24 protein-coding genes are annotated in these 25,245 nt (G+C 57.6%); 7 read left to right on the forward strand and 17 right to left on the reverse strand.

Annotation, left to right across the window (positions count from 1 at the left end):
* Positions 1-135 precede the first annotated feature (135 nt).
* Positions 136-1,200: a LacI family DNA-binding transcriptional regulator gene (locus RAC65_RS17700; RefSeq protein WP_039342364.1), complete on the forward strand. Its 1,065-nt coding sequence runs from the start codon at positions 136-138 to the stop codon at positions 1,198-1,200.
* Positions 1,201-1,217: 17 nt separating this feature from the next.
* Here the strand turns inward: RAC65_RS17700 and RAC65_RS17705 are convergent, their stop codons facing one another.
* The 14 genes from RAC65_RS17705 to RAC65_RS17770 all read right to left on the reverse strand — a co-directional run bounded on the left by RAC65_RS17705 (position 1,218) and on the right by RAC65_RS17770 (position 16,853).
* Positions 1,218-2,306 (reverse strand): MBL fold metallo-hydrolase, encoded by a 1,089-nt coding sequence (locus RAC65_RS17705; protein WP_033739751.1) that lies wholly within the window; start codon positions 2,304-2,306, stop codon positions 1,218-1,220.
* Entirely contained in the window at positions 2,294-4,036 is a 1,743-nt protein-coding gene (locus RAC65_RS17710; protein WP_325992522.1) for an iron ABC transporter permease, read from the reverse strand. Before RAC65_RS17710 ends, RAC65_RS17705 begins: the two co-directional genes overlap by 13 nt.
* A 2-nt stretch (positions 4,037-4,038) precedes the next feature.
* Positions 4,039-5,040 carry an ABC transporter substrate-binding protein gene (locus RAC65_RS17715; protein ID WP_324029751.1) on the reverse strand — a complete coding sequence of 334 codons (1,002 nt, stop codon included), beginning with the start codon at positions 5,038-5,040 and terminating at the stop codon, positions 4,039-4,041.
* A 15-nt stretch (positions 5,041-5,055) separates the two neighbouring features.
* Positions 5,056-6,123 (reverse strand): ABC transporter ATP-binding protein, encoded by a 1,068-nt coding sequence (locus RAC65_RS17720; protein WP_039342223.1) that lies wholly within the window; start codon positions 6,121-6,123, stop codon positions 5,056-5,058.
* A 74-nt stretch (positions 6,124-6,197) separates the two neighbouring features.
* The gene (locus RAC65_RS17725) at positions 6,198-7,904 is read right to left on the reverse strand and encodes a lysophospholipid acyltransferase family protein (protein ID WP_033739756.1); all 1,707 of its coding nucleotides are present in this window, start codon (positions 7,902-7,904) and stop codon (positions 6,198-6,200) included.
* A gap of 312 nt (positions 7,905-8,216) precedes the next feature.
* On the reverse strand, positions 8,217-8,819 hold the full coding sequence (locus RAC65_RS17730; RefSeq protein WP_033739757.1) for a cupin domain-containing protein: 603 nt from the start codon (positions 8,817-8,819) through the stop codon (positions 8,217-8,219).
* Positions 8,820-9,194: 375 nt separating this feature from the next.
* The gene (locus RAC65_RS17735; protein WP_375096959.1) at positions 9,195-10,094 is read right to left on the reverse strand and encodes an ABC transporter substrate-binding protein; all 900 of its coding nucleotides are present in this window, start codon (positions 10,092-10,094) and stop codon (positions 9,195-9,197) included.
* A 9-nt stretch (positions 10,095-10,103) separates the two neighbouring features.
* Positions 10,104-10,898 carry an amino acid ABC transporter ATP-binding protein gene (locus RAC65_RS17740; protein WP_033739758.1) on the reverse strand — a complete coding sequence of 265 codons (795 nt, stop codon included), beginning with the start codon at positions 10,896-10,898 and terminating at the stop codon, positions 10,104-10,106.
* Complete coding sequence (locus RAC65_RS17745; protein WP_375096960.1) at positions 10,882-11,808, reverse strand: amino acid ABC transporter permease; 927 nt, start codon at positions 11,806-11,808, stop codon at positions 10,882-10,884. The genes RAC65_RS17740 and RAC65_RS17745 overlap by 17 nt, the downstream gene beginning before the upstream one ends.
* Positions 11,809-11,817: 9 nt before the next feature.
* Positions 11,818-12,330: a GNAT family N-acetyltransferase gene (locus RAC65_RS17750; RefSeq protein ID WP_205958821.1), complete on the reverse strand. Its 513-nt coding sequence runs from the start codon at positions 12,328-12,330 to the stop codon at positions 11,818-11,820.
* A 10-nt stretch (positions 12,331-12,340) separates the two neighbouring features.
* Positions 12,341-13,279, reverse strand: coding sequence for an ABC transporter substrate-binding protein (locus RAC65_RS17755; protein WP_375096961.1), 939 nt, complete (start codon positions 13,277-13,279; stop codon positions 12,341-12,343).
* A gap of 11 nt (positions 13,280-13,290) precedes the next feature.
* The gene (locus RAC65_RS17760) at positions 13,291-14,604 is read right to left on the reverse strand and encodes an LLM class flavin-dependent oxidoreductase (protein ID WP_375096962.1); all 1,314 of its coding nucleotides are present in this window, start codon (positions 14,602-14,604) and stop codon (positions 13,291-13,293) included.
* A gap of 77 nt (positions 14,605-14,681) precedes the next feature.
* Complete coding sequence (locus tag RAC65_RS17765) at positions 14,682-15,836, reverse strand: amidohydrolase (RefSeq protein WP_081049507.1); 1,155 nt, start codon at positions 15,834-15,836, stop codon at positions 14,682-14,684.
* A 15-nt stretch (positions 15,837-15,851) separates the two neighbouring features.
* Positions 15,852-16,853 (reverse strand): LLM class flavin-dependent oxidoreductase, encoded by a 1,002-nt coding sequence (locus RAC65_RS17770; protein WP_375096963.1) that lies wholly within the window; start codon positions 16,851-16,853, stop codon positions 15,852-15,854.
* 305 nt (positions 16,854-17,158) lie between these two features.
* Here RAC65_RS17770 and RAC65_RS17775 point away from each other — a divergent pair, with 305 nt between their 5' ends.
* The 3 genes from RAC65_RS17775 to RAC65_RS17785 all read left to right on the forward strand — a co-directional run bounded on the left by RAC65_RS17775 (position 17,159) and on the right by RAC65_RS17785 (position 19,205).
* Positions 17,159-17,428 (forward strand): hypothetical protein, encoded by a 270-nt coding sequence (locus RAC65_RS17775; protein WP_054633151.1) that lies wholly within the window; start codon positions 17,159-17,161, stop codon positions 17,426-17,428.
* Positions 17,429-17,483: 55 nt separating this feature from the next.
* A complete protein-coding gene (locus tag RAC65_RS17780) occupies positions 17,484-18,644 on the forward strand; it encodes an amidohydrolase (RefSeq protein WP_164482573.1) in 1,161 nt (386 codons plus the stop codon).
* A gap of 78 nt (positions 18,645-18,722) precedes the next feature.
* Entirely contained in the window at positions 18,723-19,205 is a 483-nt protein-coding gene (locus tag RAC65_RS17785) for a YlaC family protein (protein WP_006118156.1), read from the forward strand.
* Here the strand turns inward: RAC65_RS17785 and RAC65_RS17790 are convergent.
* From RAC65_RS17790 to RAC65_RS17800, 3 genes are all read right to left on the reverse strand, one after another.
* Entirely contained in the window at positions 19,202-20,608 is a 1,407-nt protein-coding gene (locus RAC65_RS17790) for a PLP-dependent aminotransferase family protein (RefSeq protein ID WP_054633191.1), read from the reverse strand. The genes RAC65_RS17785 and RAC65_RS17790 overlap by 4 nt on opposite strands.
* 78 nt (positions 20,609-20,686) lie before the next feature.
* Positions 20,687-22,777 (reverse strand): putative bifunctional diguanylate cyclase/phosphodiesterase, encoded by a 2,091-nt coding sequence (locus RAC65_RS17795; protein WP_375096964.1) that lies wholly within the window; start codon positions 22,775-22,777, stop codon positions 20,687-20,689.
* 246 nt (positions 22,778-23,023) lie between these two features.
* The gene (locus tag RAC65_RS17800; RefSeq protein ID WP_375094204.1) at positions 23,024-23,362 is read right to left on the reverse strand and encodes a hypothetical protein; all 339 of its coding nucleotides are present in this window, start codon (positions 23,360-23,362) and stop codon (positions 23,024-23,026) included.
* A 52-nt stretch (positions 23,363-23,414) separates the two neighbouring features.
* On the opposite strand from RAC65_RS17800, the gene RAC65_RS17805 reads away from it, so the two are divergent.
* The 3 genes from RAC65_RS17805 to RAC65_RS17815 are packed head-to-tail and all read left to right on the forward strand — an operon-like array spanning position 23,415 to position 25,244.
* Entirely contained in the window at positions 23,415-23,981 is a 567-nt protein-coding gene (locus tag RAC65_RS17805) for a spore coat protein U domain-containing protein (RefSeq protein WP_006118158.1), read from the forward strand.
* A 24-nt stretch (positions 23,982-24,005) separates the two neighbouring features.
* Positions 24,006-24,527, forward strand: a complete 522-nt coding sequence (locus RAC65_RS17810) for a spore coat U domain-containing protein (RefSeq protein ID WP_006118159.1) — start codon at positions 24,006-24,008, stop codon at positions 24,525-24,527.
* Between the two features lie 18 nt (positions 24,528-24,545).
* Positions 24,546-25,244, forward strand: coding sequence for a molecular chaperone (locus RAC65_RS17815; RefSeq protein ID WP_006118160.1), 699 nt, complete (start codon positions 24,546-24,548; stop codon positions 25,242-25,244).
* Position 25,245 lies beyond the last annotated feature (1 nt).

Genomic DNA, 25,245 nt, shown 5'->3' on the forward strand with positions numbered 1-25,245 from the left:
GGGTACAGCCAATTTTTTGCAACTCTTTTCATGGCAAGCTTGCAGCACAACAAAAATGTCCGTTCACACCAGAAAGGACACGATTCAGCACTTTATGAAAAATTTTTCATTTGCAGACTTGAGGGCGATCACAGAATGAAACAAAGCTTAAAAGTGAGCGAAATTGCCGCCCTGAGCGGTGTGTCGGTGAGCACGGTTTCACGCGTTCTGGCCGGCAAAGCCAACATTCGCCCTGCCACGCGCGACAAGGTACTGCGTATTGCCCAACAGCAAGGTGTGCTGGATAACCTGCACCATGGCCGGCTGCTGCTTAATGACCTGATCGTGTTTGCGCCGCCGCGTGCCTTCGATATCCGTACGGATATTTTCTATTACAAGGTGATCCAGGGGATCAGCGAAGCCGTGAAACCGCACGATGTCCGGGTGCGCTACTGCCCGCTGGAAGAAGTCGACAGCGATGCGGCACTGTTTATCGATAAGATGCAGCAGACCGAAGCTGCGCTGGTGATTGGTATTGATGATGAACATATCCATCAGCTGGCCGCTGAAATGCACAAGCCCTGCGTGCTGATTAATGCCCGCGACCGCCGGATGCGCCTGCCGTCGGTCTCCCCCGATCATCATTTGATTGGCGAGTTCTCAGCACGCTATCTGTTTGAACAGGGCCACCGGCAAATCCTGTCGCTGCACTGCCTGCGGCGCTACACGATGGAGCAGCGGCTACAGGGCGTCCGTGATGCCTGGCATGCCATGAATCTGCGCTTCGACAGTCGTCAGCATCTGCTAACGCTGAACAGCTTTAGCAGCAATGACGCCCGCGACCGGCTGAGCGACTACCTGCGCCATTGCCCTCAGGCGCAGCGGCCCACGGCCATTCTGGCCAGCGGCGATTATATTGCCGCCGGGGCGGTTCAGGCGTTACAGCAGGCGGGCCTGCGGGTGCCGGAGGATGTGTCGGTGATGAGCATGGATGGTTTTAACCTGGCGACCGTTCAGGAGATTCCCTTAACCTCGGTACAGGTGCCACGCGATGAGCTGGGCGAAGCCGCGGTGAGAATTCTTCAGTCGCTCCGGTTAGATCCGGATCTTCCTCCGGGTAACCTGCTGCTGAACGGCAAACTGGTGGTGCGCGATTCGGTACGCCGCATCCGGGATAATCCGGGCCATGCGCCGGTCCAGCAGTACGGGCTTTACAGTTGAAGCCGTTTGCTAAAGCGTCAGACAAAACTCTCCCAGCGGGATGACAGCGTGAAGTGACGCTGCCAGCACAGGGTGCTACCCGCACGGGCCATCAACTGCTGACACTGTTCGGGTGCGACAAAGGCGGGGATCACCTGCTCGGCTCCGCAGTGTTTTATCAGGGCCAGTTGATCGTCCAGCGGCGGATGAACGTTCCAGGGCAGCCACTGCGCCAGCCCGTTTTGCAGCATCTCAAAGGCTCGTGTCCCGCGGGCGACGTGGCTACTAAAAATCAGGGTAAACTCAGGGCAGTGGCTCAGCGTGGCCGCCAGACCGCTGTCGGCGACCGCATCGGCAGCCACGATTACGCTGTCAGGTTGCCAGCGTGCCGGTGTCGGCTCGCGCAGCAGCGGCAGTAACGCCAGCGCCGTGGCGGCCGGTAACGTTTTTTGCGCCAGTAACTGGGAGACTTCCTCGCGCACCTGCGGACACAGCCTGACCGGTAATCCCTGGCTGCGCAGTCGCAGGGCCATCTCTGGCCCTCTGCCATGTAACGGTGCTGTGACCACCGCCCCGTGTCGGGCCGCCTGCACCAGCGCGTCGACCTGTTGATGCAGACGCTGATGACGGTCGCCGTAGGACGCATCGGTAATCAGCCAGCGCGCCCGTGGTGGGCGGTCAAACGGTAACAATAATGACTCGCGGCTCCAGTCACCCATATAGGTGATGCCGCCAGCGACAGGCAGATGAAGCCACACGGATCCCGGTGAATGTCCGCTCCGGCCGGTAAACAGATTCAGTGGCCCTACGGCGCACTGGCCCTGTAAAGGCAGCGCATGTCGGCAGCGCGCAGGCACCGGACCGTCGCCCAACTGCTGCCAGGTGATGTCCGTCGCGTAAACCGGTGGCGAGCCCAGTTGCTGCCAGCTGTCCAGCGCCCCGGTATGATCGCGATGAGAATGGGTCAGGCAGATCGCATCAACCTGACCGATGGCGGCCAGATCGGGTCTGACGCCCGGCTCCGGCCCGGCACCCAGATCCCACAGCAGACGATAGCCCTGAATCTCCAGCAGGAACGCCGCGGGCAATTTGCCGCCCACCCCGCTTACAACGGTCAGGCTTGCCATGGCAATGTACCCTGTGGCAGACGGCGCGTTAAGCGCGTCGCCAGCAGCATTAACGTCAGAACCACCAGTATCATCAGGCAACCCACCGCCGCCGCCAGCGGCGCAGATCCGCCTTCATCAAGAAAGATAATCGTGGGACCGAGGGTTTGCGTTTCCGATGTCACCAGCAGAACCGATACCTGAATTTCGTTTAACGCGGTAAGAAACACCAACAGACCGCCTGCCAGTGCGGAGGGTGCGGCCAGCGGCAGTAAGATATCGCGCATACGGCGCATCAGTCCTGCGCCACACAGACGGGCGGCTTCATCAAGCGCAGGTTCGATTTGCGCGAAGCCAGCCAGCACAGGCCGCAACACCAGCGCCAGAAAGTTGGACAGATAGGCGGCCAGAATGATCCAGACCGTGCCATAAATCGACACGTCCAGCAGCGGAAGCGGCGGCAGAAAAAACAGGATTGCCGCCACGCCGGTGACAATACCGGGCAGCGCATAGGTCAGCTCGCTGGCGAACCACAGGCCGCGAACCAGTCGGGTACGCTGCCAGCTCAGAAAAAAAGCCAGAAACAGCGCCATGGCGGTCAGGATCAGCGTCGCCAGCCCGGTCAGCCACAGGCTGGTTGCAAAAGCATGGCGGATGGCGGGATAGCCCCACAGCGCCTGAAAAAAGTTTTCCAGCGTCAGGGTTTGCCACGTCAGAGCCTGTCCAAAACCCCGCGTCAACGCGCTGGTCAGCAACGCACTGACGGGCAGGATAAGCGTTGCGACCATCCACAGCCAGGCCAGAATTTCTGTCGGCAAACGTGCGCCCTGTAGCGGTTGTCGCCACGCCTGCGGGGATCCACTGACGCGGACATCGCGCCGTCCGCCCAGCCAGCCGCTCAGCAACATGCCCGACAGGCTAATCAGCGCCATCAGCAACGAATAGACAGCCGTGTCCGGCAACGCACCCGGACCTGTCGCGTTAAGCTGTTGATAGACCAGGGTGATAAGCGTGGGCAGGCGAGCCGGAATGCCCAGCATGGCCTGAATACCAAAATTGCCGACGGCCGAGACAAAGGCCAGCGCGGCGCCGGCAAACAGGGCCGGACGCGCCAGCGGCAAAATGATGGTGCGAAGAATCTGCCCATGTGACGCGCCACTGATACGCGCCGCTTCCACCAGTTCGGCGGGTAAACGCCGCAGACCGGCCCGTACCGTCAGAAACACCAGCGGCGCGCTGTGCAGGCCCAGCAGCAGTACGATGCCGCCCCATGAAAAGAGCGGCTGATCGCCCGGCGCGAACCAGGGTAAACCCAGTAACTGAAACAGTGAGGCCAGCAGGCTACCCGGTGCCAGCGCCTGCAGCCAGGCCAGCGCGGTCACCTGGGGCGGAATCATCAAGGGCAGAATAAACGCAAAAACCCAGGCTGCTTTGGCGCGCATATCGCTGAGCGCGACCAGCCAGGCAGCGAGCGTGCCCAGCAGCAGCGACAACAGTGTGGCACAAAGCCCGATACTCAAGGTATTGAGCGTTGCACTGAGGACCCGCCGACTGACCAGCAACTGCGCCAGCCGCGTCAGATCGGGGACGCCCTGCGGCGCTACCGCCGTCCAGATAAGCCGGGCAAAAGGCGCCACCGACAGCAGCCCAATCATCAACACCAGCACGCCCAGCACCCACGGCTCGGCGCGAAAACGCCCGCGTGTAAGATGCCAGCAGCGAGGCTGACTGTCGTGACTCAGCACGCTCATGCTCAGCCTCCGAACAGTGCGGTAAACTGCGCCCGCACCTGCGCATCATCCGCAACCGCCTTTTCCACGTCCGGCGTCAGCAGTTTGATCTGCGCAACCGGAACAAAGCCTTCCGGCGCGGCTACGCGATCGTCAACCGGCCGGTTGCCCTGATCGGCCACCAGTTTCTGGCCCTGCTCTGACAGTAAAAAATTCACAAAGGCTTTCGCAGCGGGCAGGTTGTGGACGGATTTCATAATGGCAACCGGTTCGGTGACGTAAGACACGCCCTCTTTGGGATACACCAGATCGATCGGCGATCCTTGCTTTTTCGCCCGGATAATATCGGCATCGGTGATCACGCCATATTTATCCATCCCGCTCGCCACGGCTTTCAGTGCTGGCCCGTTGCCTCCCTGCGGCGCAATGCCCAGCGCCGCCAGCTGTTTATAGAAGTTCCAGCCGATGCCAGGCGTGGCGATGTCGGTATGCAGTTTGTACAAGGCCGCCCCGGAATAGAGCGGACTCGGCATCGCGATTTGCCCTTTGTTATCGGCGTTGAGCAATGCGTTCCAGCTGTTGACCGGTTTGGCCCGTTGCGTGTTGTAGGCAATGACCGTGGCAATGATCTTGGTGCCAAAAAAGGTCTTGTCACGATCGTAGAAGGACGGCTTCAGGTGTCCAACGGGTGCGTCCTGATAGGCATAGAGCTGCTGCTCTTTCTTCAGCGCGCCGAGATTAATGGCATCCGCAACCAGCAGCACATCAGGCTTGACTCTGCCGCTCATCATTTCCGTATGCAGCACGTTCATTAACTGCGTGGTGCCGTTGCGCGTCCACTCTACCTGAATATCGGGATAGGCCGCTTTGAACGCATCCATCGTTTGCTGTGCAATTTCCGGTGCCTGTGAGGTGTACACCACCAGTTTACCGGTGGGCTGGTCTGCCGCCTGCGCCAGCGCTGAGCCTGCCAGCAATACGGTAAACAGCAGCGAGGTCACCGAAGTGAAAATAGCCTTTTTCATACTGTCTGAAGTCCTTTATGCGGGGAGAATCCAGCCGTCAGTCACGATAATGCCGACGGTATCGTCAACCGTAAGCGCAGAAACGTCGTCGAGGGCCAGGGTGAAAGACACATCAGGCGCTGCCGAGGGGGACAGATGGACGTCGTAATGACCGCCACGGTAGACCAGACGTGTGATCTGCGCGGCAAAATGCCCGGTTTCGCCCTGGGCCAGGCGGAAACTGGCGCGATGGAAACTGGCTTTGCCATAAGGTAAGGCTGTCTGCTGCGCGGCACAACGCAGCCGTAGTCGCGTACCGCAGAGCATGACCGATGCCACGCCCTGCCCCAGGGGTTCAATATCCTGTACCGGTAGCACACGTCCTTCATCGATAAAGGTGGCGACCATCTCGTTGGCCGGTTCGCGCCACAAGGTTTGTGGCGAGGCAAACTGCATCACCTGACCACCCTCCATCACCACAATACGATCGGCCAGTGCCATGGCCTCACGCTGATCGTGGGTGATGTAAATCAGCGTCGCGCCGCTGTGACGATGAAAACGGCGAAATTCGTCTTCCATCGCCGCGCGCAGATGTACGTCAAGGTTAGCCAGGGGTTCATCAAGCAGCACCAGCCGTGGCCTGGCCACCAGACAACGCGCCAGCGCCACGCGCTGACGCTGGCCCCCGGAGAGATCGGCCGGGTGCCGATCGGCAAACGCCAGCAGATCGACCAGCGTCAAGGCCTGCCGGATGCGATCCGCCCGTTCAGTTCGGTTTACGCCGGTGACTTTCAGGCTGTAGCCCACGTTTTCGGCCACCGTCATGTGCGGCCACAGCGCGTAGTTTTGAAACACCACGCCAAGATCGCGACGTTCCGGAGGCAGGTGAAAATCCGAAGCAGCAAACACGGTGTCGTCCACCCGAATCTCGCCGCGATCCAGGGTTTCGAATCCGGCGATCAGGCGTAGCAAGGTTGTCTTGCCGCAGCCGGACGGACCCAGCACGGCGACAAATTCGCCCTGCTGGATCTTCAGCGTTACGTCATGGATAACCGGCTGCGCCGCGAAGGCCTTATGCAGCCCGGTGAGAGAGAGTGCGGCCATATCTACTGTGCCTTTGCCATAAACGTCCTGCGTTAAACGTTACGACACGTTGATGACAGCACCGTGACATCCCGCTACTTCGGCAGATGCACCGCCACGTAACGTTCGTAGCGCGACGGCTTGATTTTGGTGAGATCCGCCAGCACCAGTCCATCGATACAGTTGTTAAAATCGGGATCGCTACCGAAATCAATAAACTGCACGCCGCCCGGCTCGTACACTTCGCAGTACTGTTTGTACAGGGTCGGAATCGCGGCGCCAAGGTTACTGAGCAGTTGTTTCAGCCGCTGCAGATCCTCTTTGTAATCATTACCGCTGAACTGTGCCAGCACGTCAGGCAGCGAGGCCGGATACGGGCAGCGTGAGGTGGCCAGCGGAAAATCTGTCGGGAAGTAGATGCGGTAGAACGCCACCAGCAAATCACGCGCCGCCAGCGGCATGGTGCCTGAAATCGAGACCGGCCCGAACAGATAGCGTACTTCGGGATATTTGGCGACATAGGCACCAATGCCGAGCCAGAGGTAATCCAGTCCACGTTTGCCCCAATAGGCTGGCTGAATAAAGCTACGGCCCAGCTCGATGCCCTGGCGCAGGATCGGGATCATCCGTTCATCGTAATGGAACAGGCTGTGGCTGTAGAGACCTTCCATTCCGCGCCGTTCCAGCTGTTCGCCACCCGGAATAAACCGGTAGGCACCGACGATTTCCAGTTCGGCGTCATCCCACAGAATCAGGTGATAATAGTCATCATCGTAGCTGTCCAGGTCACGACGACGTCCGCTGCCCTCGCCCACGGCGCGAAACGCAATTTCACGCAACCGGCCCAGCTCGCGCAGGATTGGCACCCAGGTTGCGCCGTTGCGTCTCCACAGATAGATCTGCTTACCGTCGGTGGTCGTTCCCAGCAGCTCGCTTTGCAGTAGCGCTTTCTTCAGTTCAGCGCGGTCTTCCGCCAGGGCGATAGCGGATTCGGTCTGGAACAGCCCCTTTTTCCCCTGCCCCAGGCGATAGACATGTTTACGCACACGTTTTGCCAGCTCTTTGCCTGGCGTATGACCGTCGTGCCAGTGCGCGAACGGAATCTGTGCCCCAATGCGCAGTTTGATGCGCATGCCGCGCTGTTTAAACATTTCACGCACCAGCATCAGCATCGCCACCGGTGGGGCGACTTTGGCGGTGGTGTAAAACAGGGAGCTGTTACGCCCTTCAACGTGCACCGGTACCAGCGGTGCGCGGGCTTTCGCGGCAAGGCGCAGGAAGCTGTGATGCCATTCACGGTCGCGAACGCCCGCGCTGGTGAGACGGGAAACTTCCCCGGCAGGGAAAATAATCAGTACGCCCTGATTATTGAGGTGCTGCTGCATGTGTTGCAGCTGCTGGCGGCTGGTACGGTTACCGATGTTGTCGACAGGCAACATCAGACTGTTGAGCGGCTCCAGTAACATAATCAACCGGTTTGCCACGATTTTGACATCACGGCGCACCTGAGAGATCGCATGCAGGAGTGCCATGCCATCAATCGTGCCCAGCGGATGGTTCGCCACCACCACGACCGGGCCGCGCGGCGGAATTTGTTCCAGATCGCGCTCGCTGAGTTCGCAGCGTACATCAAGGTGTTCCAGTACCTGCTCCACCATATCCAGCCCTTTCAGGTGCGGATAGCGCGCGGCAAAGCGCTGGAATTCATCTTCACGCAACACCCACTTCAGCATCCGTTTCTGCCAGTTGGCAGGACGCTGGTTAGGCCAGAAACTCTCAATAACCTGATCGACTGAAAACATAGTTAACCTTTCGTGCCTGTCCCAGAGATACAGCGAAAGTAAGTCGCGATGTTTGCACTTTTATGAATCGGGACAAATCGAAGGGCAAAATTGTCAGCACAGTCTGCTGAGAACGCATGTAAATACGAATTTTATTTACTAAAAACAGCATGTTAATAAAGACAATTTCGCCAGAGCGAAACGCGGCGTAAAGGGGGAAAAGTCGGCTATGACGTGGCAGTCACTTGCCCTTGCCGGGAGAAACAAGGGGCGGTTGCGCGGCGTAAAAAACGGCAGCGCAACCGTGCAGCGGCGGGGCAGCGGGTCCCTGCCTTACTGCTGGTGCATGATGGTGGCAACGGGATTCCAGATCTCCGTCATCGCCCCGGCTTTGCCTGTGAAGGGATCGCGTGTTGGCAGGGGCACTTTTTTCACTTTTTCCTGCGACAGTTTGAGCAGGCCGATTTCGTCGCGCAGAATCTCGGGCTTCAGGCCCTCGGGATACGCGCCCACGGCCACGAAGTCTTCGCTGGCCGACACCTGACGGTGCCCAACGCCCGCAGGAATCAGGACGGCATCGCCCGCCCGCAGGGTAATCATACGGCCGCTGTCCCCACCAAACAGCACTTCAGCCCAGCCTTCCGCCACACCCAGCAGCTCATGCGTGTTGGGATGATAGTGCATGTAGGGGAAGATCTGATCGCGCCAGTCCGAAGGCCAGCCATTTTTTTCAAACGTCGTCTCAAACCAGCGCGCGATGTCCTCTTCCTCTTCAGGCACAACGCGCGGCCAGATGATGAGCGGCAACGGATTATTGGGCACGCCAGCAGACGGGCTGGCGAACATCAAATGTTGCGGGTTATTCGATGCACCGGCTGAAAATGTCCCTGCGGCGAAAGACATCAGCAACATCAGACTGGAAGTTTGGGCAGTCATACAATGTCTCCTTTTTTCTATAGTGTGACAAAGGTCGCAGGTGATGTAATGTGCGCCATGCATCACAATTTACACAATCATCCAAACTCGCTAACCAAAGCCAAATTAATTGTTAACAATTCCACCTTAAGTCGGTAAGGCTTTGTATCGTGGTAGGATTAATCTGTAAAACGCGCAACACAATGCGCCCGTCGCTGAGCAGGCCGGGAAAACCTGCCAGGGCAACCGGCCATGCAGCCTGTTTATATCAGGAAGGGATGAGCGAAAACAGGCTGACCGCGCAGCCTTCTTCTGTCAGATGAGACGGGATTATTCGCCCGTGCTGGCACTGGACTGTCAGGGCCTGTGGGGGAAAATCCGCCTGCAGGCCCTGAATCAGTACACAATACCGGGTGGGTTAATCGTGGAATGGGTGATCGCCTCATCCTGCTCACCCCAGCGTTGCAAAACCTGCTGATATTGTCCGCCTGCAATCGTGCCATCGAGTGCAGTTTGCAGCGCCGCCGCCAGGCCATTGCCCTTTTTCGTCGTGACGGCAACCCAGGCGCGAAACGGCCCCTGGCCCACCAGTTTCGTCTGGCCCCGTGAGGCGACTTTCCAGGCCGCCACAGAATGTGGACCAAACATCACATCGGCCCGCCCAGATAGCAGATACAGCGTGGCTGAAGCATCATCGGTCAGATAGATCGGCGTAACCGGCGGCAAGCCCTTCGCCCGATTCTGTGCGTCCCAGTTCAGCAGAATGCGTTCCTGATTGGTCCCCGAGGCCACGATGATACGTTTGCCTGCCACGTCCGCCGGTGAGGTGATCGCGCGGAGGGGACTGTCAGCTTTGACCGAAAAGGCATGGTTATCGGCACGATAGGTCGCGAAATCAAATTTCTGCTTTCGCTCTTCGGTTACTGCGATGTTAAACATGGCTACGTCATAGCGGCCTGCGCGAATGCCCAGGGGCCAGTCCTCCCAGGAGGCCGGCACCAGTTTCAGTTTGAGTCCCAGGCTGTCTGCCAGCAGGCGGGCAATGTCCGGATCGCTGCCAATGCGCGTCACGTTATCCGACGCCAGCAGCGCCAGCGGCGGTGAGTGGATAGCCGAGGTGGCGACGGTCAAGGTGCCCGGCTCCACAAACGAAAAATTCGCCGGGATTTTTCTCACCGCTTCCGGGTTCACGGGCGCATGAATGGGCTGTTCATTCTGGGCGGCATCCCGTCTTTCTTCGGCGCATACCGTACCGCTCACCAACACCGCTAACAGCGTGAGAGACGCGTATTTCATATCGGCTCCTTATAATACGCGTGCCAGAAAGCGGCGGGTGCGTTCATGACGTGGATGGTTTAGCACCTGGGCACTGCTGCCCTGCTCGACAATTTTCCCGTCCACCATAAACACCACGTTGTCGGCAACTTCACGGGCAAAGCCAACCTCGTGCGTCACGATAACCAGGGTGGTGCCGGAGCGGGCCAGTTTTTTAATCACATCCAGCACCTCGCCTACCAGTTCAGGATCCAGCGCGGAAGTCGGCTCATCAAACAACATGACACGGGGTTGCAGCATCAGGGCCCGGGCAATCGCAATGCGTTGTTGCTGACCGCCCGACAGATGACGCGGCCAGGCATCCGCTTTATGGCGCAGGCCGACCGTCTCCAGTAGCTCGCCAGCCCGGATGATCGCCTCACGTTTTGAGAGCTGCCGGTGCGCTATCGGCGCTTCGATTAAATTTTCCAGCACCGTGAGATGAGGAAACAAATTGAAGTTCTGAAAAACATAGCCAACGTTGACGCGCTGGCGCAGTATCGCTCGCGCCTTCAGTTCATAGAGTGTATTTCCCCGACGCTGATAACCGATGTACTCACCGTCGATCTGAATAAAGCCTTCGTCCACGCGTTCCAGATGGTTGATGGTGCGCAGCAGGGTCGACTTTCCTGAACCGGATGGCCCCAGAATCACCGTCACAGAACCGGGTTCAAGTTCCAGCGAGACGTCGTCCAGCGCCTTAAGCTTGCCGAAACGTTTGCTGACCCCGGTAATGCTGATGGCCCCGGTACGATGCGCTACGCGGTAATCAATGGCTTCGGACATGGCTGATCTCCTCAACAGGATTGAGCGTTGTGACGCGGCTGCGCCATTGTCGCCAGCGCGACGGTTGGGGTTCACGGTTGACGCTACGCGCCAGCCAGCGTTCGACGCTGTGCTGAATCAGTGACAGAACGGTGGTGATAATCAGATACCAGGCCGCACCGACCATGAGTAAGGGGATCACCTCCTGGTTGCGGTTGTAGATCATCTGAATGGTGTAAAACAGTTCCGGCATCGCCAGCACATAGACCATTGCCGTGCCCTTCGCGAGGCTGATAATTTCGTTAAAGGCCGTGGGAATAATGGCGCGTAGGGCCTGGGGCAGAATAATGCGGAAGGTGCGCCGCGTGGCAGACAGCCCGAGTGCGGAAGCCGCTTCCACCTGACCGTGATCAACGCCCAGAAAACCACCCCGGATGATCTCTGCACTGTAGGCCGCCTGGACCAGGGTCAGGCCAATGACGGCCGCCGGAAACTGCCCCAGCACGTTAATCGTCTGAAAATGGCCCCAGGACAGCGTGGTAAAAGGCACGCCAATGGACAGCGTGTCGTAGAGATAAGAGAAGTTATAGAGAATGATCAGCACCACGATAAGCGGCAGCGATCGAAACAGCCAGATGTATCCCCACGCCAGGCTGCTTAACAGCCAGGACGACGACAGCCGCGCCAGCGCCAGTAGCCCGCCTAAAAGCAGGCTGAATACCGTGCCCAACAGCGTTAGCAGCAGCGTTTGCCCCAGACCATGCAGAATGACGGGATCAAAGAACCAGCGGGCAAACACGCCCCATTCCCAGCGTGGATTAAACGCGACCGACTGCACCACGCCTGCCAGGATAAACAGCGCGACCACCGCGCCCAGCGTGCGGGCAGGATAACGGGCAGGCACGACATGTAAATGTTGATGAGGGTTCATACTGACTCCTTAACTTGCCTGCGCAACGCTGTGCACGCCGATCACTTTGATAAACCGTAAGCGGCCATCGTGCGGTGGCTGCCCGTAACGCTCCAGATCGCCACTCAGATCGAACTGCGGCTCATAGCCGTGGCCGGTATATAAGCGAACGGCCTCGGGCTGCCGGAAACCGGTAGTCAGAAACAGCCGCTGATAACCGGCGCGCAGGGCCCGTCGCTCCAGCTCTTTCAGCACCACCAGGGCTAACCCCTGTCGCCGGAGATCGCCACGCGTCCAGATTCGCTTCAGCTCTGCCGTCTGCGCGTCGTAAGGTTTGTACGCCCCCATCGCGATAATCTCCTTGTCGCGCTCCAGCACGATGAATAAGCCGTGCGGCGGCAGATACCATTCGGTTTTTTCCTGCTCCTTGTGGCGGCTGAAGTAATCGCCATAGCGGGCCGCATATTCAGCAAATAAGCCGGTGAGAATGGGCTCTAACTCTGGTGCATCAGGTGACAGTTCACGGAATTGCTGTTGACTCATCGTGTGCGCCTCAGTCACCCAGACCGGGTGGATTAATTTCGGAATGGTCGATGCGTTCAACGCCTTCGCCCCAGCGATCCAGTACCTTCTGGTAAGCGCCATTTTGAATGACGCCGTTCAGCGCCGTACTGACAGGTTGCGCTAAGCCGCTGCCTTTCTTCACCGTCACGGCGATATGCGCCGCCTTGGGCCAGCCGCCATCCACACTGCCGACCAGACGAGTCTTACCGTTGAGCGCGGCTTTCCAGGCGCCAATCACGTTAGGGCCAAAATAGGCATCTGCACGTCCGGCCTGCAGCGCCAGCGTCTGTGCCGCATCGTCTTTGGTATAAATGGGTATAAACGGTTTAAGCCCTTTGGCCTGATTTTGTTTGTCCCAGGCCAGTAAAATGGCCTCCTGATTGGTCCCGGAACCGACAATGATGCGCAGCCCGGCGATATCGTCGGCTTGAGTGAGTGATTTAATCGGGCTGCTGGTTTTTACGTAGAACCCCAGCGAATCTTTGCGGTAGGTAGCAAAATCGAATTTCGCTTTGCGCGCCTTCGTCACGGTGATGTTGGTAATGGCGGCATCATATTTTCCGGACGCCACGCCCAGCGGCCAGTCTTCCCACGAGGTGGGCACCACGTTGAGCTTTAATCCCAGGCTGTCTGCGACCAGTCGCGCGATATCGACTTCGCTCCCCAACAGCGTGGTATTGTCGTCCGAGAAAACGGTGAGCGGCGGCGAGTTCAGGGCCGCCACCGCCACCGTGAACGAACCCGGCACAGCAAAGTGATAACCGGCGGGCAACTGTGCGATGGCCTGCGCATTCTTTACGGTATGGACAGGCGTTTTATTGGCTTCAAGACTGACGCGCTGCCCATTTACCGCGACGCTGGTGCTTTCCGCATGGCTGGTAGCGCTGGCCGTCAGCAGCATCAGCGCCATCAGGATTTTTTTCTGCATAGCAAAGGTCCTTATTGCAAAGTGAACTGATTGACCGGCTTGGGCAAGGCGAAGCTGTCACGCAGTGTGCGCCCCGGATACTCACGTCTTGTCAGGCCACGCGCCTGCAAAACAGGCACCACTTCATCAACAAAGCGCTCAAACGTATCCGGCGTACCGCCATTGATGATAAAACCGTCTGCAGCCTCGCTCTCAAACCATGCCTGCAGGCCGTCGGCAACCTGCGCTGGCGTGCCATGAAACAGCGGCCGTGGCGTGGCGGCTTCCAGTGCCGCCTGGCGCAGTGAATGTCCCTGTTCACGGGCTTTGCGTTTAATTTCGTCGGTGGTGCTGCGGAAACTGTTCTGGCCGATGTCGCCAACGTCGGGGAACGGCGCATCGAGTGGATACTGGGAAAAGTCATGGTGATCGAAGAAGCGGCCGAGATAATTCAGCGCATCATCAATCGAGACCAGCGCAGCGGTAGTTTGATACTGCTGCTCCACATCCTCTGCATCGCGACCCACAATGACGCTGACGCCCTGAAAGATATGCAAATCGTCCGGTTGCCGTCCGTTTTTCACCAGCTGCTGCTTCACATCCCGGTAAAAGGCCTGGGCTTCTTCCCGCGTCGGCTGGTGCGTAAAGATGGCATCGGCATGTCGCGCCGCCAGCTTTTTACCGTCGTCAGACGCGCCGGCCTGGAAAATGATAGGCCGTCCCTGCGGCGTGCGTGAAATATTGAGCGGTCCCTGTACCTGAAAGAAATCGCCGTGATGATGCAGTGTGTGTAGTTTGGCGGGATCGAAGAACTGGCCACTCTCTTTGTTGCGAACGAAGGCATCCTCTTCCCATGAATCCCACAGCCCTTTCACTACCTGAAGGTATTCGTCGGCAATGCGGTAACGCAAAGCGTGTTCCGGGTGCTGCTGGCGGGAAAAGTTTTTTGCCGACCCTTCGAGTGGCGAGGTGACGACGTTCCAGCCCGCGCGGCCACCGCTCAGATGATCCAGGCTGGCGAACTGGCGCGCCACGGTAAAAGGTTCGCTATAGGAAGTGGAGACCGTGCCCACCAGCCCTAAATGTTCCGTAACGCCGGCCAGCGCCGAGAGCAGCGTTAAAGGTTCAAAACGGTTCAGGAAGTGAGGAATCGATTTTTCATTGATAAACAGACCATCGGCGACAAACAGAAAGTCCAGTTTGCCCTGCTCGGCTTTACGCGCGATTTTTTTGGCATAGTCGAAGCTGATGCTGGCATCCGCCTGAGCGGCCGGGTGGCGCCAGGCGGACATGTTACCCGAGGCACCGTGCAACAGGGTACCCAGTCGAAGCTGTCTTGTGGTCATGATTACTCTCTTTTTTCTGCGTCACAATGCCAGGCGGTTGTCCGCGACAAGCCGCACAGGTCGTCAGGAAGTGGAACTTAATTCAGGGCGGGTTCACGACATCGGTCATGAAGATGGCGCAGGGCCTGCTGCGCGAGTTGAGCAAAGTAGTGGGCAGCGGGCGCGATCGACGCTTCATCGGGTGTAAAACCGGCATGGTGCAGACCAAAGTCGCTGCCGCTGCCAATGCTGACAAAGGCACCGGGCACCTGCTGCAGGTAGAAGGCAAAGTCTTCTCCCCCCAGATGCAGGTCAGCCATCTGTACCCGATAGCCGACATCGTGCGCTACTTCGCTGGTAAACTGCGCCCACTGCGCATCATTGATCAGCACGGGCGGTCCGGCGTGCCAGCTCAGACTGGCCTGCGCGCCGCTGGCCCGGGCGATGTGCTCCACCAGCGTGCGCACACGGTCTTCCAGTTCGGCACGGCGTTGCAGGTCGTGGGTGCGGGCAGTGCCGCCAAATTCCACAGAACCCGGCAATACATTCCAGGTTTTGCCGCCATCAATGCGGGTCACGCTGAGCACCAGGCTGTCGAGCGTATTGAAGCTGCGACTGGTCAGCGTCTGAAGAGCCTGAATAATCTGGCTGGCCACCACAATGGCATCCACGCCCTGCTCAGGATGCGCCGCGTGCGCGCCTTTGCCGGTAACCTGAATGACGAACTTGTCTGCATTGGCATAAAACGCACCGCTGCGCGTGGCAAAGGTGCCGCTCGGCAGGCCCGGCTCGTTATGCATGCCAAAAATTGCCTGAACGCCCTCCAGCACGCCGGCCTCAATAAACTGTCTGGCACCGCGTGCGATCTCTTCGGCGGGCTGAAATAAAATACGTACCCGTCCTGGTAGTTGATGCGCCCTTGTCTGCAGCTCAAGTGCAGCGCCCAGCATGACGGCAGTATGGAGATCGTGACCGCAGGCATGCATGACGCCGGGCTGACGGGAATGAAAACTGACGCCGCTGGCTTCATGGATTGGCAACGCGTCAATATCGGCACGCAGTGCGATCAGATTTTCACCCTGGCCGATTTCCGCCACCACGCCGGTTGCCAGTGGGTAATCCAGTAAGCGAACCCCGGCGGCCTGGAGCCACTGGCGAAGGCGCGCGGTGGTGGCAAATTCCTGACCGGAAAGTTCGGGCCAGGTATGCAGTTCACGTCGCCATTCAATTAGCTGTGCTTCGTTCAGACTCATCATGACCTCGGCGATTCAGGCAGCGACCCATTGATGGGTTGCCAGTAATTCCAGAGACCGGTATCGGGCGCGCGCATCGGCAACCGGCGTGTCGATAACGAATTCATCAATGCTGAAGTTCTGATGCAGCGCGTCAAGCTGCGCGTGAACCTGTGAGGCCGTGCCTTTCAGCAGCGAGGGCGTGCGCGGCTCAATCAGGTAGTCCGTGAATCCACCCTGACGGACATAACGTTCGGCCTGTTCCAGACTGGCAACATTGACGCCCGGCCCGTCTTTAACCTGGACATGGAACTGTTTGAGCCCCGCGACCAGCAGATCGGCCTGGGCGGGAGAATCCGCCACCACAACCTGTACCGCCACCAGTGCCTGCTTGCCGCGGGTCAGATGTGAATAGGTCTTCAGTGCACGCTCAAGTAACGGGCGATCGCCATTGATGTGAGCGGCAAAGACAAACTGCCAGCCCAGCTCTGCCGCCAGCTGTGCGCTCTGTTCACTGCCACCCAACAAAAAACGCTGCGCCGGGCGCGCCGGTATCGGCGTGGCGCGTAACGTTTCGTCCTTATCCTCTTGCGCCGCGCCGGGTGCCAGCCAGTGTGCTAACTGGCGCAGTTGTTCCGCAAAGCTGCCTTTTTCATCCTGATGCACACCGCGCTGCAGCGCCCGGGTGGAAAGCGGCAGGCCGCCCGGTGCTTTACCAATACCCAGATCGATACGTCCGGGGGCCAGCGAGGCCAGTACATTGAAATTTTCTGCCACTTTGTAAGGGCTGTAGTGCTGCAGCATCACGCCACCCGATCCCAGCCGGATGCGCGTCGTTTGTGCCGCAATCCAGGCGATTAACACTTCGGGTGACGGACTCGCCAGCTGTTCAATGTTGTGATGCTCAGCCAGCCAGAAGCGGTGATAGCCCCATTTCTCGGCCTGTTGCGCCAGCCGCAGCGTACGTTGCAGGGCCGCGGCGGGCGATTCCCCTTCCGCCACGGGCGCTTTATCTAACAGACTTAACTGATATGCCATTCACCTGCCCTCGCTTATTTCCTTTGAAAGCTAGTGTGGCGAGAACGTTATATTTCGTAAAACAACAATTATGAGAATATGAAGTTAAAAAACGGCAATAGAATTTAAAATAATAAAAACTAGGCAGAGAATAACGTTATTTCCGACTCCCTGTTTAGACGACCTGTGGAAATAAACCCGGCAACATATCTCAGGCATTTGCGTATTTTTACTAAGCTTTGCGCTATTCCTTATTTTATCTGACAGACAGAACGTTTAATGATGAAACCATTGTAAAAATACCGCGTTTCAAGAGGAAAAGAAGGATGAACAACATCATTGGCCTGATACGGGAAAACGTTCTGAAATCGGGTGGGTTTTCAAAAAAAAGACTGTCGGCTATCCCGCCTGCCACGCCAGACCACACATCTAATCAGACGTATTCTGACAGCGGTTCATGCCTGAATAATATTCCTGCGCCTGAGACGCGTGAAAAGAACAACGCGCAGCAAGCTTTTATCCAAACGCCATTATCGCGGAACGACAGTGCCCTTACGGTATTACCGGATTATCGCTGGCAGCCCAATCATATTTAAAGACAACGCGGCCGATTTTGCTGACCGGGTCTCAGCCTGTGTTATCAGGAGAATCATGACTTCTTTAACGGAAAAACTGGTGCAGTGGCGGCGTGAACTGCATCAGCATCCCGAGCTCTCTCATCAGGAGTTTGCGACCACGGAACGTCTTACCCGTTGGTTACAGCAGGCGGATATTCGTCTGTTGCCCCTGCCGTTAACGACAGGTGTGGTGGTGGAGATTGGTCAGGGCGAGCCGCTGATTGCTTTTCGCGCCGACATTGACGCCCTTCCCATTGACGAGGCGGTGAACGTGCCCTGGAAATCTCAGCGGCCCGGCGTCATGCACGCCTGCGGACATGATATTCATACGTCAGTCATGCTTGGCGTTGCGCATCAGTTGAAACAGCAGGAAGCCGCCCTGCCTGGCCGGGTACGCATTCTTTTTCAACCCGCAGAAGAAACGTTCGACGGCGCCAGACAGCTGATTGATGCCGGTGCACTGACGGGCGTACAGGCTATTTTTGGTCTGCATAACGCGCCGGATTTGCCGCTGGGTACGCTGCGCACCCGCCCCGGCGCGTTTTACGCCAATGTTGACCGCTTCACCATTCGGGTGCTGGGTAAAGGTGCGCATGCCGCCCGACCGCAGGAAGGCATTGATGCCATCGTGATCGCCAGTCATATCGTTTCGGCACTGCAAACGCTACCGGCTCGCGTCTTTAGCGCGCTGGACACGGTGGTATTAAGCGTCACCCGCTTTACCGCCGGCAATACCTGGAATGTGCTGCCAGAGCAGGTGGAACTGGAAGGTACGGTACGTACGCACAATGCGACCATACGTGAGCACATGCCTGAACGCATGACCGCGCTGATTCAGGGCATCGCGTCGGGCTTTGGCGCGCGCGCTGAACTGGCGTGGATAACGGGACCGCCTGCGCTGCTGAATACCCCGGAATGGGCCGACTTTGCCCTGCAACAGGCTGCCCAAAGCGGTTATCGCGCCGAACGGGCTGAAATACCGCTGATGGGAGGTGAGGATTTTGCCTTTTACCTGCAGCAGGTGCCGGGGGCATTTGTCAGCATTGGCAGTGCCAGTGAATCGGGGCTTCATCATCCGGCCTTTAATCCTGACGAAGCGCTGATGGGACCGGCTGTCGACTATTTTAGTCAGTTGGCTCCGCACGCCCTACGCCGGATTGCGGCGCGCAAGGAGGCATTGGCGCAACTGTTATAGAAAAACGGGCGTAATCTGTGTCTGAACAAGTTGACTGTTATCTGTTCTAATCGCTATCAGTTGAAAGTGAGGGGAACGATGGACGCCATTAAACAGATCTTAATCGACGAAATTAATACGCTAAACCGTGAAGGACGCCGCGATAATTTGCCGCGTTTCAGCTTCTCGTTTTTAAAAACCCATCCCGGACTGTGGGCAGTGATGTACCTGTGCTATGGCCTGTGCGTCGCGCTGATTTTTTCCACGGATATGCTGGGCTGGCCCGCGTTCTGGTTTGCGACGGCATTTGTGCTGGTGATGAGCTTTCTGATGTTGCTGGACATCAATCCTAAATACCGTTTTGAGGATATTGATGCTCTGGATCTGCGGGTTTGCTACAACGGCGAATGGTATTACGTGGAGCCCGTCCCTGAACAGGCGGTCTCCCGCATCCTGTCACTGCCGGATGCGCCAGAGCGTGTGAAAAGCGGCATTACCCGTTTGCTGAAGCAGAAAGGTGAAGTGGACTTTTACGATGTGTATTACCTGACCTGGGGACATCGTCAGGCCGCTCAGGTTTAATCCTGCGCCATCTCTGCCATTAACCTGCCCAGCGTGACCACCGCCGCCTCGGCCCGCGTATCCCACGGCCAGGCGGTGTTAAGCCGAAAACAGTGACTGAACTGTTCGCCTGCGGCAAACATCTGTCCCGGTGCAATACTGATCCCTTCTGCCAGCGCACGCTGATACAGCTGTGTGGTATTAATACTGTCTGGCAACGTCACCCATAAAAAATAGCCCCCCGCCGCGTCACTGACCGTTGACTGCGCAGGCAGCACCTTTATCAGGGCCTGGCGCGCCAGTTGCTGACGCTTAGCCAGACTTTGCCGCAGCCGTTTCAGGTGATTATCGTAACGTCGGGTCGCCAGGAAATCGGCTAACGCCAACTGCATCGGCGCGCTGGTCGAGAGTGTGCTCATCAGTTGCAGGCGCTGAATTCGCTGCGCATGCCGCCCGGCCGCGACCCAACCGACACGGAACCCCGCCACCAGCGATTTCGAAAAGGAACCGCAGTGCAGCACATTCCCCTGGCTGTCCCAGGCTTTAGCGGGCAACGGCGGTGTGCTGTTGTCGTCCCATAGCTCTGCGTAGACATCATCTTCAATCAATGGCACCTGATAGCGTTCCAGCAGGGCAACCAGTTGCGCTTTACGCGCCGGCGTTAAGGTCACGCCGAGGGGATTTTGCAGCGTGGTCATTAACCAACAGGCTTTAACCGGCCAGCGCTGAAGCGCGTCTTCAAGCTGTTGCAGGTCGATGCCGTGCTGGGTATCGCTCGGGATCGCCAGCGCCTTGAGCTTCAGGCGCTCAATGGCCTGCAGGGCACCATAAAAACTGGGCTGTTCGATCACCACATAGTCACCCGGTTCGGTGAGCGATTGCAGGCTGAGGTTCAGGGCTTCCAGTGCGCCGCTGGTTATCACGATTTCGTCGGGCGACAAGGTGATGCCCTGGCGGGCATAGCGCTGAGCCAGGAGCTGGCGCAATGTCGCGTTGCCCGGCGGCAGGTTATGCAGTGCATCCGTGGGCGTGAGCTGATGCGAGACATTTGCCAGCGAACGCATCAGCGGACGTTGCGGGAACAGCGCCGGATCGGGAAAAGCTGAGCCAAACGGCACAATGGCGGGATCGCGCGAGGCCTGTAACACATCGAACACGAAGTCATTAATATCGACCCGTTCGCTGATGGCAACGCTGAGCGGCGCGGCGGCAAGGGCACGGGGCGCGACGTAATAACCTGACTGCGGACGCGAAACGATCCAGCCCTGACTTTCCAGCAGTTCGTAGGCGTGCAGCACCGTCATCAGGCTCAGCCCCTGACGCGCGACCTGCTGGCGCAGCGACGGGAGCCGGGTACCTGGCGGCCAGATACCGGCTTCTATTTGCTGCTGAATGTCATCCATTAATCGCTGATATTTCGCCACGGCCTGTCGCTCCTGATGCAGAGGCGCCACTTTAGCATGTTGATCAGCGCTAACAAAAATCCCTGGCGGGCCTTACACTTACAGTGCGGCAGGCTCAGTAGCGTGCGGGCCGACAAACTCCTTCAGCTCATCGATCCGATCGGGTGGCAGCGGTTTACCGAGCAAATAGCCCTGCAGCGTATTACAGCCAAGCTGGGTCAGAAACGCTTGCTGTTCCGACGTTTCCACGCCCTCTGCCACGACTTTTAACTGCAATGACTGCGCCAGTGCCACAATGGCCGACACAATGGTGGCATCTTCAGAATGATGCTCCAGTTCGTTGACGAAGGCGCGGTCAATTTTTAGCTCACTTGCAGGCAGGCGTTTAAGATACAACAGGCTGGAATAGCCGGTACCAAAATCATCAATCGAGGCTTTCACGCCCAACTGCGTCAGTTCGGTCAGAATCCGCACGCTTTCATCGGGATTACGCATGGCGGTGGTTTCGGTCACCTCCAGCGTCAACAGCTCCGCCGGAATCTGGTGTGTCGCCAGTGCCAGCTTAACGGTGTCGATCAGATTGCTTTGCTCAAACTGCAGCGCCGACAGGTTGACCGCGACTGACCACGTCTGATGGCCCTGCAGGTGCCACTGATGCAGCTGGCGACAGGCTTCGTTAATGACCCATCCCCCAATATTCACAATCATGCCGGTTTTTTCCGCTATCGGCAGAAAGCGATCCGGCGACAGCAGGCCATGCTGGGGATGCTGCCAGCGCAGTAGCGCTTCGAAGCCCAGAATCGGGCCGTGCGGTGCGCAGTATTTGGGTTGATAAAACAGGCGCAGTTCATCATTGTCCAGCGCATGCCAGAGGTCGTTGTTCAACTGTAACTGGCTCTGTGCCAGCAGATTCATAGAAGGCTGGAAAAAGGTGTAACCGTTTCGGCCATTGTTTTTGGTGTGGTACATCGCGGCATCGGCATTAAACATCAGCTCGCGCTCATCCTCGCCATCACCGGGATAGACAACAATGCCAATGCTCAGTGACACCACCAGATCGTAACGCGAAATGGGGAACGGGCGGTCAACGGCCTTAACCAGCTGATCGGCGACCGCCGCCGCATCATTCGGCTCGGTAATTTCAATCAGCAGTACAAACTCGTCGCCGCCCAGACGTGCCAGCGTGTAGTAGCCTTTCATCTGGTCACTCATTCTTTTGGTGACGCTGATCAACAGGCTGTCACCGATGTGGTGACCAAAGGCATCGTTTACGGCCTTGAAGCCATCAAGGTCCATAAACATCAGCGCAAACTGCGTGCTTTCACGATTCGCTTTATTGATGGCCTGCTCAAGGCGATCTTCGAGCAGAATACGGTTTGGCAACCGGGTCAGGTTGTCGTGCAGCGCCAGTTGTGCCAGCTCACGGTTGGCTTCAGCCAGCGAGCTGGCCAGGATCGAGGTGCGCGCCTGCATACGGGCATCCAGCATGGAAACCAGCAGCGTAATCCCCAGTATGGCGAGGGTTACTACCGTGACGACAATCGCCAGCCAGTTGCTGTTGACGCCGGATGACATCGTGTGGCTCCCCATCGGGAACTCCGCCGCCATCATGCCGGTATAGTGCATGCCGGCAATCGCGGCCCCCATTACGATAGAGGCACACAGCCGCAAGGCGGCAATTCGCCCCTGTGGGCCTTCGCGCAGTTTAAAAGCCAGCCACAGTGCGGCCACCGAGGCCACAAGGGCAACAATGACTGAAGCCGCGACCCAGCCCCAGTTCCAGCGAATACCCGGTGAAAGCATCAGCGCGGCCATGCCGGTGTAGTGCATCGCGACAATGCCGCAGCCCAGGACAATCGCGCCGCCCAGCAAGCGGAACAGCGGCAGGTTGCCCTGGCAAACCAGCCACAAGGCGAAGATGGATGCGCACACCGCAATGCCGGCGGACAGCGCCGTCAGCGAGGCGTCGTAACTCATCATCATGTTCAGGTCCATGGACAGCATGCCAATGAAGTGCATGGCCCAAATCCCTATCCCCATGGCAAAGCCACCGCCAAAGAGCCACGCCAGGGCCACTTTACCGGTTGAGGTCGCAACCCGTCCCGCCATATCCAGCGCGGTGAATGAAGCCAGCATCGCCACTAAGACCGAAATGACGACAATGAATGAGTTGTATGAGGCCACTAACATAGTGATTTCCGAATAGCGCCGAACACGCCGCTGTTAAAGAGATGATGAAAAGGAATTTTCGCCTTGTTACCCTTTTATCGGCGCGGGAAACGACTAAATTAGGCTTTTTTAATAGCGCTTTCCGATACCTGCAAGCGTCCGGCTCAATCAATTCTTTTAGCTGGCATATGAGCCGCCGTTTTGCTGCCTGACCACAACGTTATGCCTGCACTGACGACCTTTACCGCACGGGCAGACAGCAGCTATTCAAAGATAGCGCATCTGCCGCTTTTCAGCCTCACATCCCGCATGCGCTTCTTTCTCATACCAAACTGACGGAGACATAACAGCGACACCACAGACAGGCAAAACAGTTCTGCGGCTCTGCGTCTTCAGCCCGTGATCGCCTGTCGATTCGCCGTTGCGGCAGGCAATGTAACAAAATAATAAAAAATTTATCGATGAGTTTCGCCACTTTGCCTGCGCTGATGTATAGTAAAAAAAACTAATATAAATCAGCGCCCCTTTTTCCTGGGGCGCTGGAGAGAGTGACGGCAGGTTGCTGTTATCTGGCGATTTAATGTTATTTTTTCGAGGTTTTTGCATTATACCATCAGGTGAAAAAGCACTGACCCTAAATAATCAGTAAGGAATGGTTATGAAATTCAAGCTTTTTCTGTTAGCTGCCGGTGTTGCTACCACCCTGCCGTCCGCGACGTTTGCTGCCACTACCACAGGTGCAATTAACGCTACGCTAACATTAACCACGGGATGTCTGGTGAACGGCCAGTCGGCCACCTCTGGCGTCAACTTCGGTTCGTTGAACTTCGGTAGCAGCGCAGCCACCTTTGGTACGTTGAACGCTACGCTGGTCGGCGCGGCGGGTAACGGCATCTATGTGCGCTGTACGACCGGCCAAACGTTTAACGTTCAGGTGACCAGCAGTAACGCAGCACCGGGAACCGTCTACGGTACCGTTTCTTCTGCGCCACGCTATCTGGTGCTGGGCGCCGATAATACTCAAGGCATCGCTTATACCCTCTACAGCGATGCGTCCTTTACGACCGCCATCGCCAACAACACGAATATTGCGCCCAGCGGGACGACCGATCCGACCCTCGGCACCAATTACGCGATCTATGGACGTGTGGTAGGCGGCGGATTTAATCCGGTGATCCCGGCCGGGACTTATACCGACACGATTAACGTTGCCGTGAACTATTAAGTGCCTGTGTTGGCGTAGATGCAGATGACGGTAAGACGGTCACCTGTTTCGTTCACCGCTGGCGGGTTGCTGCTGATCGTGTGTATGAATGGGTGGAGCATTACGACCAGCTCCACAACATTCCAGGTTTCAGCGTCAATCGTGGCAGGTTGCGTGATCTCCGGCACCAATACGGGGATCTTCGGCACGCTCAATTTTGGCACCCAGTCGGGGCTGGCCAGTAGCAGCGTCAGCGCCAGCTATGTACAAAGTTCCACGATTAACCTGGCCTGCACGCCGGGTACGACGCTGAGCATGACCATCAACGGCGGCAGCAATTACACCACGGCCCGTAACCTGAAGCTGGCGAACAATACCAACACGATTCCTTATTACCTCTACAGCAATGCTGCACACACCACGCCGATTCCGGTGAACACAGCCGTGCCATTGAGTTACAGCAACGCGAACAACATTACGTTACCTATTTACGGCTTGCTGCAATTACCCGGTCCGACAAGCGCCGGGGTTTATTCTGACACCCTCAGCGTCACGCTGACCTGGTGATGAAAAAGGAGCTTTACCATGCCATCCCTGCGTGCCCTGTTTTTTCTGTTCGCTTTTCTGGTGTTGCCTCAGGCTCAGGGTGCAAATTCCGTAATGATTTGGCCCATCGATCCGGCCATCGATCCGGAAGATAAGGCCAGTGAACTGTGGCTGGAAAACCGAGGCAATACTACCACGCTGATGCAGGTGCGCATTTTTGCCTGGCAGCAAACGAACAACCAGGAGCAGTATCAGACCCAGCAGCAGATTGTTGCCAGTCCCCCGTTAGTGCGCATTGAACCGGGGCAAAAGCAACTGGTCCGTCTGATTAAACAGATCCCGCCTGCCGCAGGACAGGAAATGGCCTATCGCGTTGTGCTGGATGAAATCCCCACGCCACGTGCCGTTGGCGATAATCAGGCCGGGCTCAATTTTCAGATGCGCTATTCGGTGCCGCTCTTTGTCTATGGCAACGGTCTGGTGCGCGACAATGCAAAACCCGCCCTGAGCTGGCGTCAGGTGAATGCGGGCGGTAAGCGCTACCTGGAACTGACGAATCGCGGTAACGGCCATGCCCGACTCAGCAATGTCACCATTGGTGGCCAGCGGCTCGGCAACGGCCTCTATGGTTATGTGCTGGCGAACAGCACACAGCGCTTTCCGCTCAGATCCGCCGTCAGCGGTGAACTGCGCGCAGAGACCAACACCGGACAGTGGCGCAGCGCCGCGGCGCAGTAAA

The organism is Pantoea sp. BS_8 (assembly GCF_041954965.1).
In the GTDB taxonomy this organism is placed as follows: Bacteria; Pseudomonadota; Gammaproteobacteria; order Enterobacterales; family Enterobacteriaceae; genus Pantoea; species Pantoea stewartii.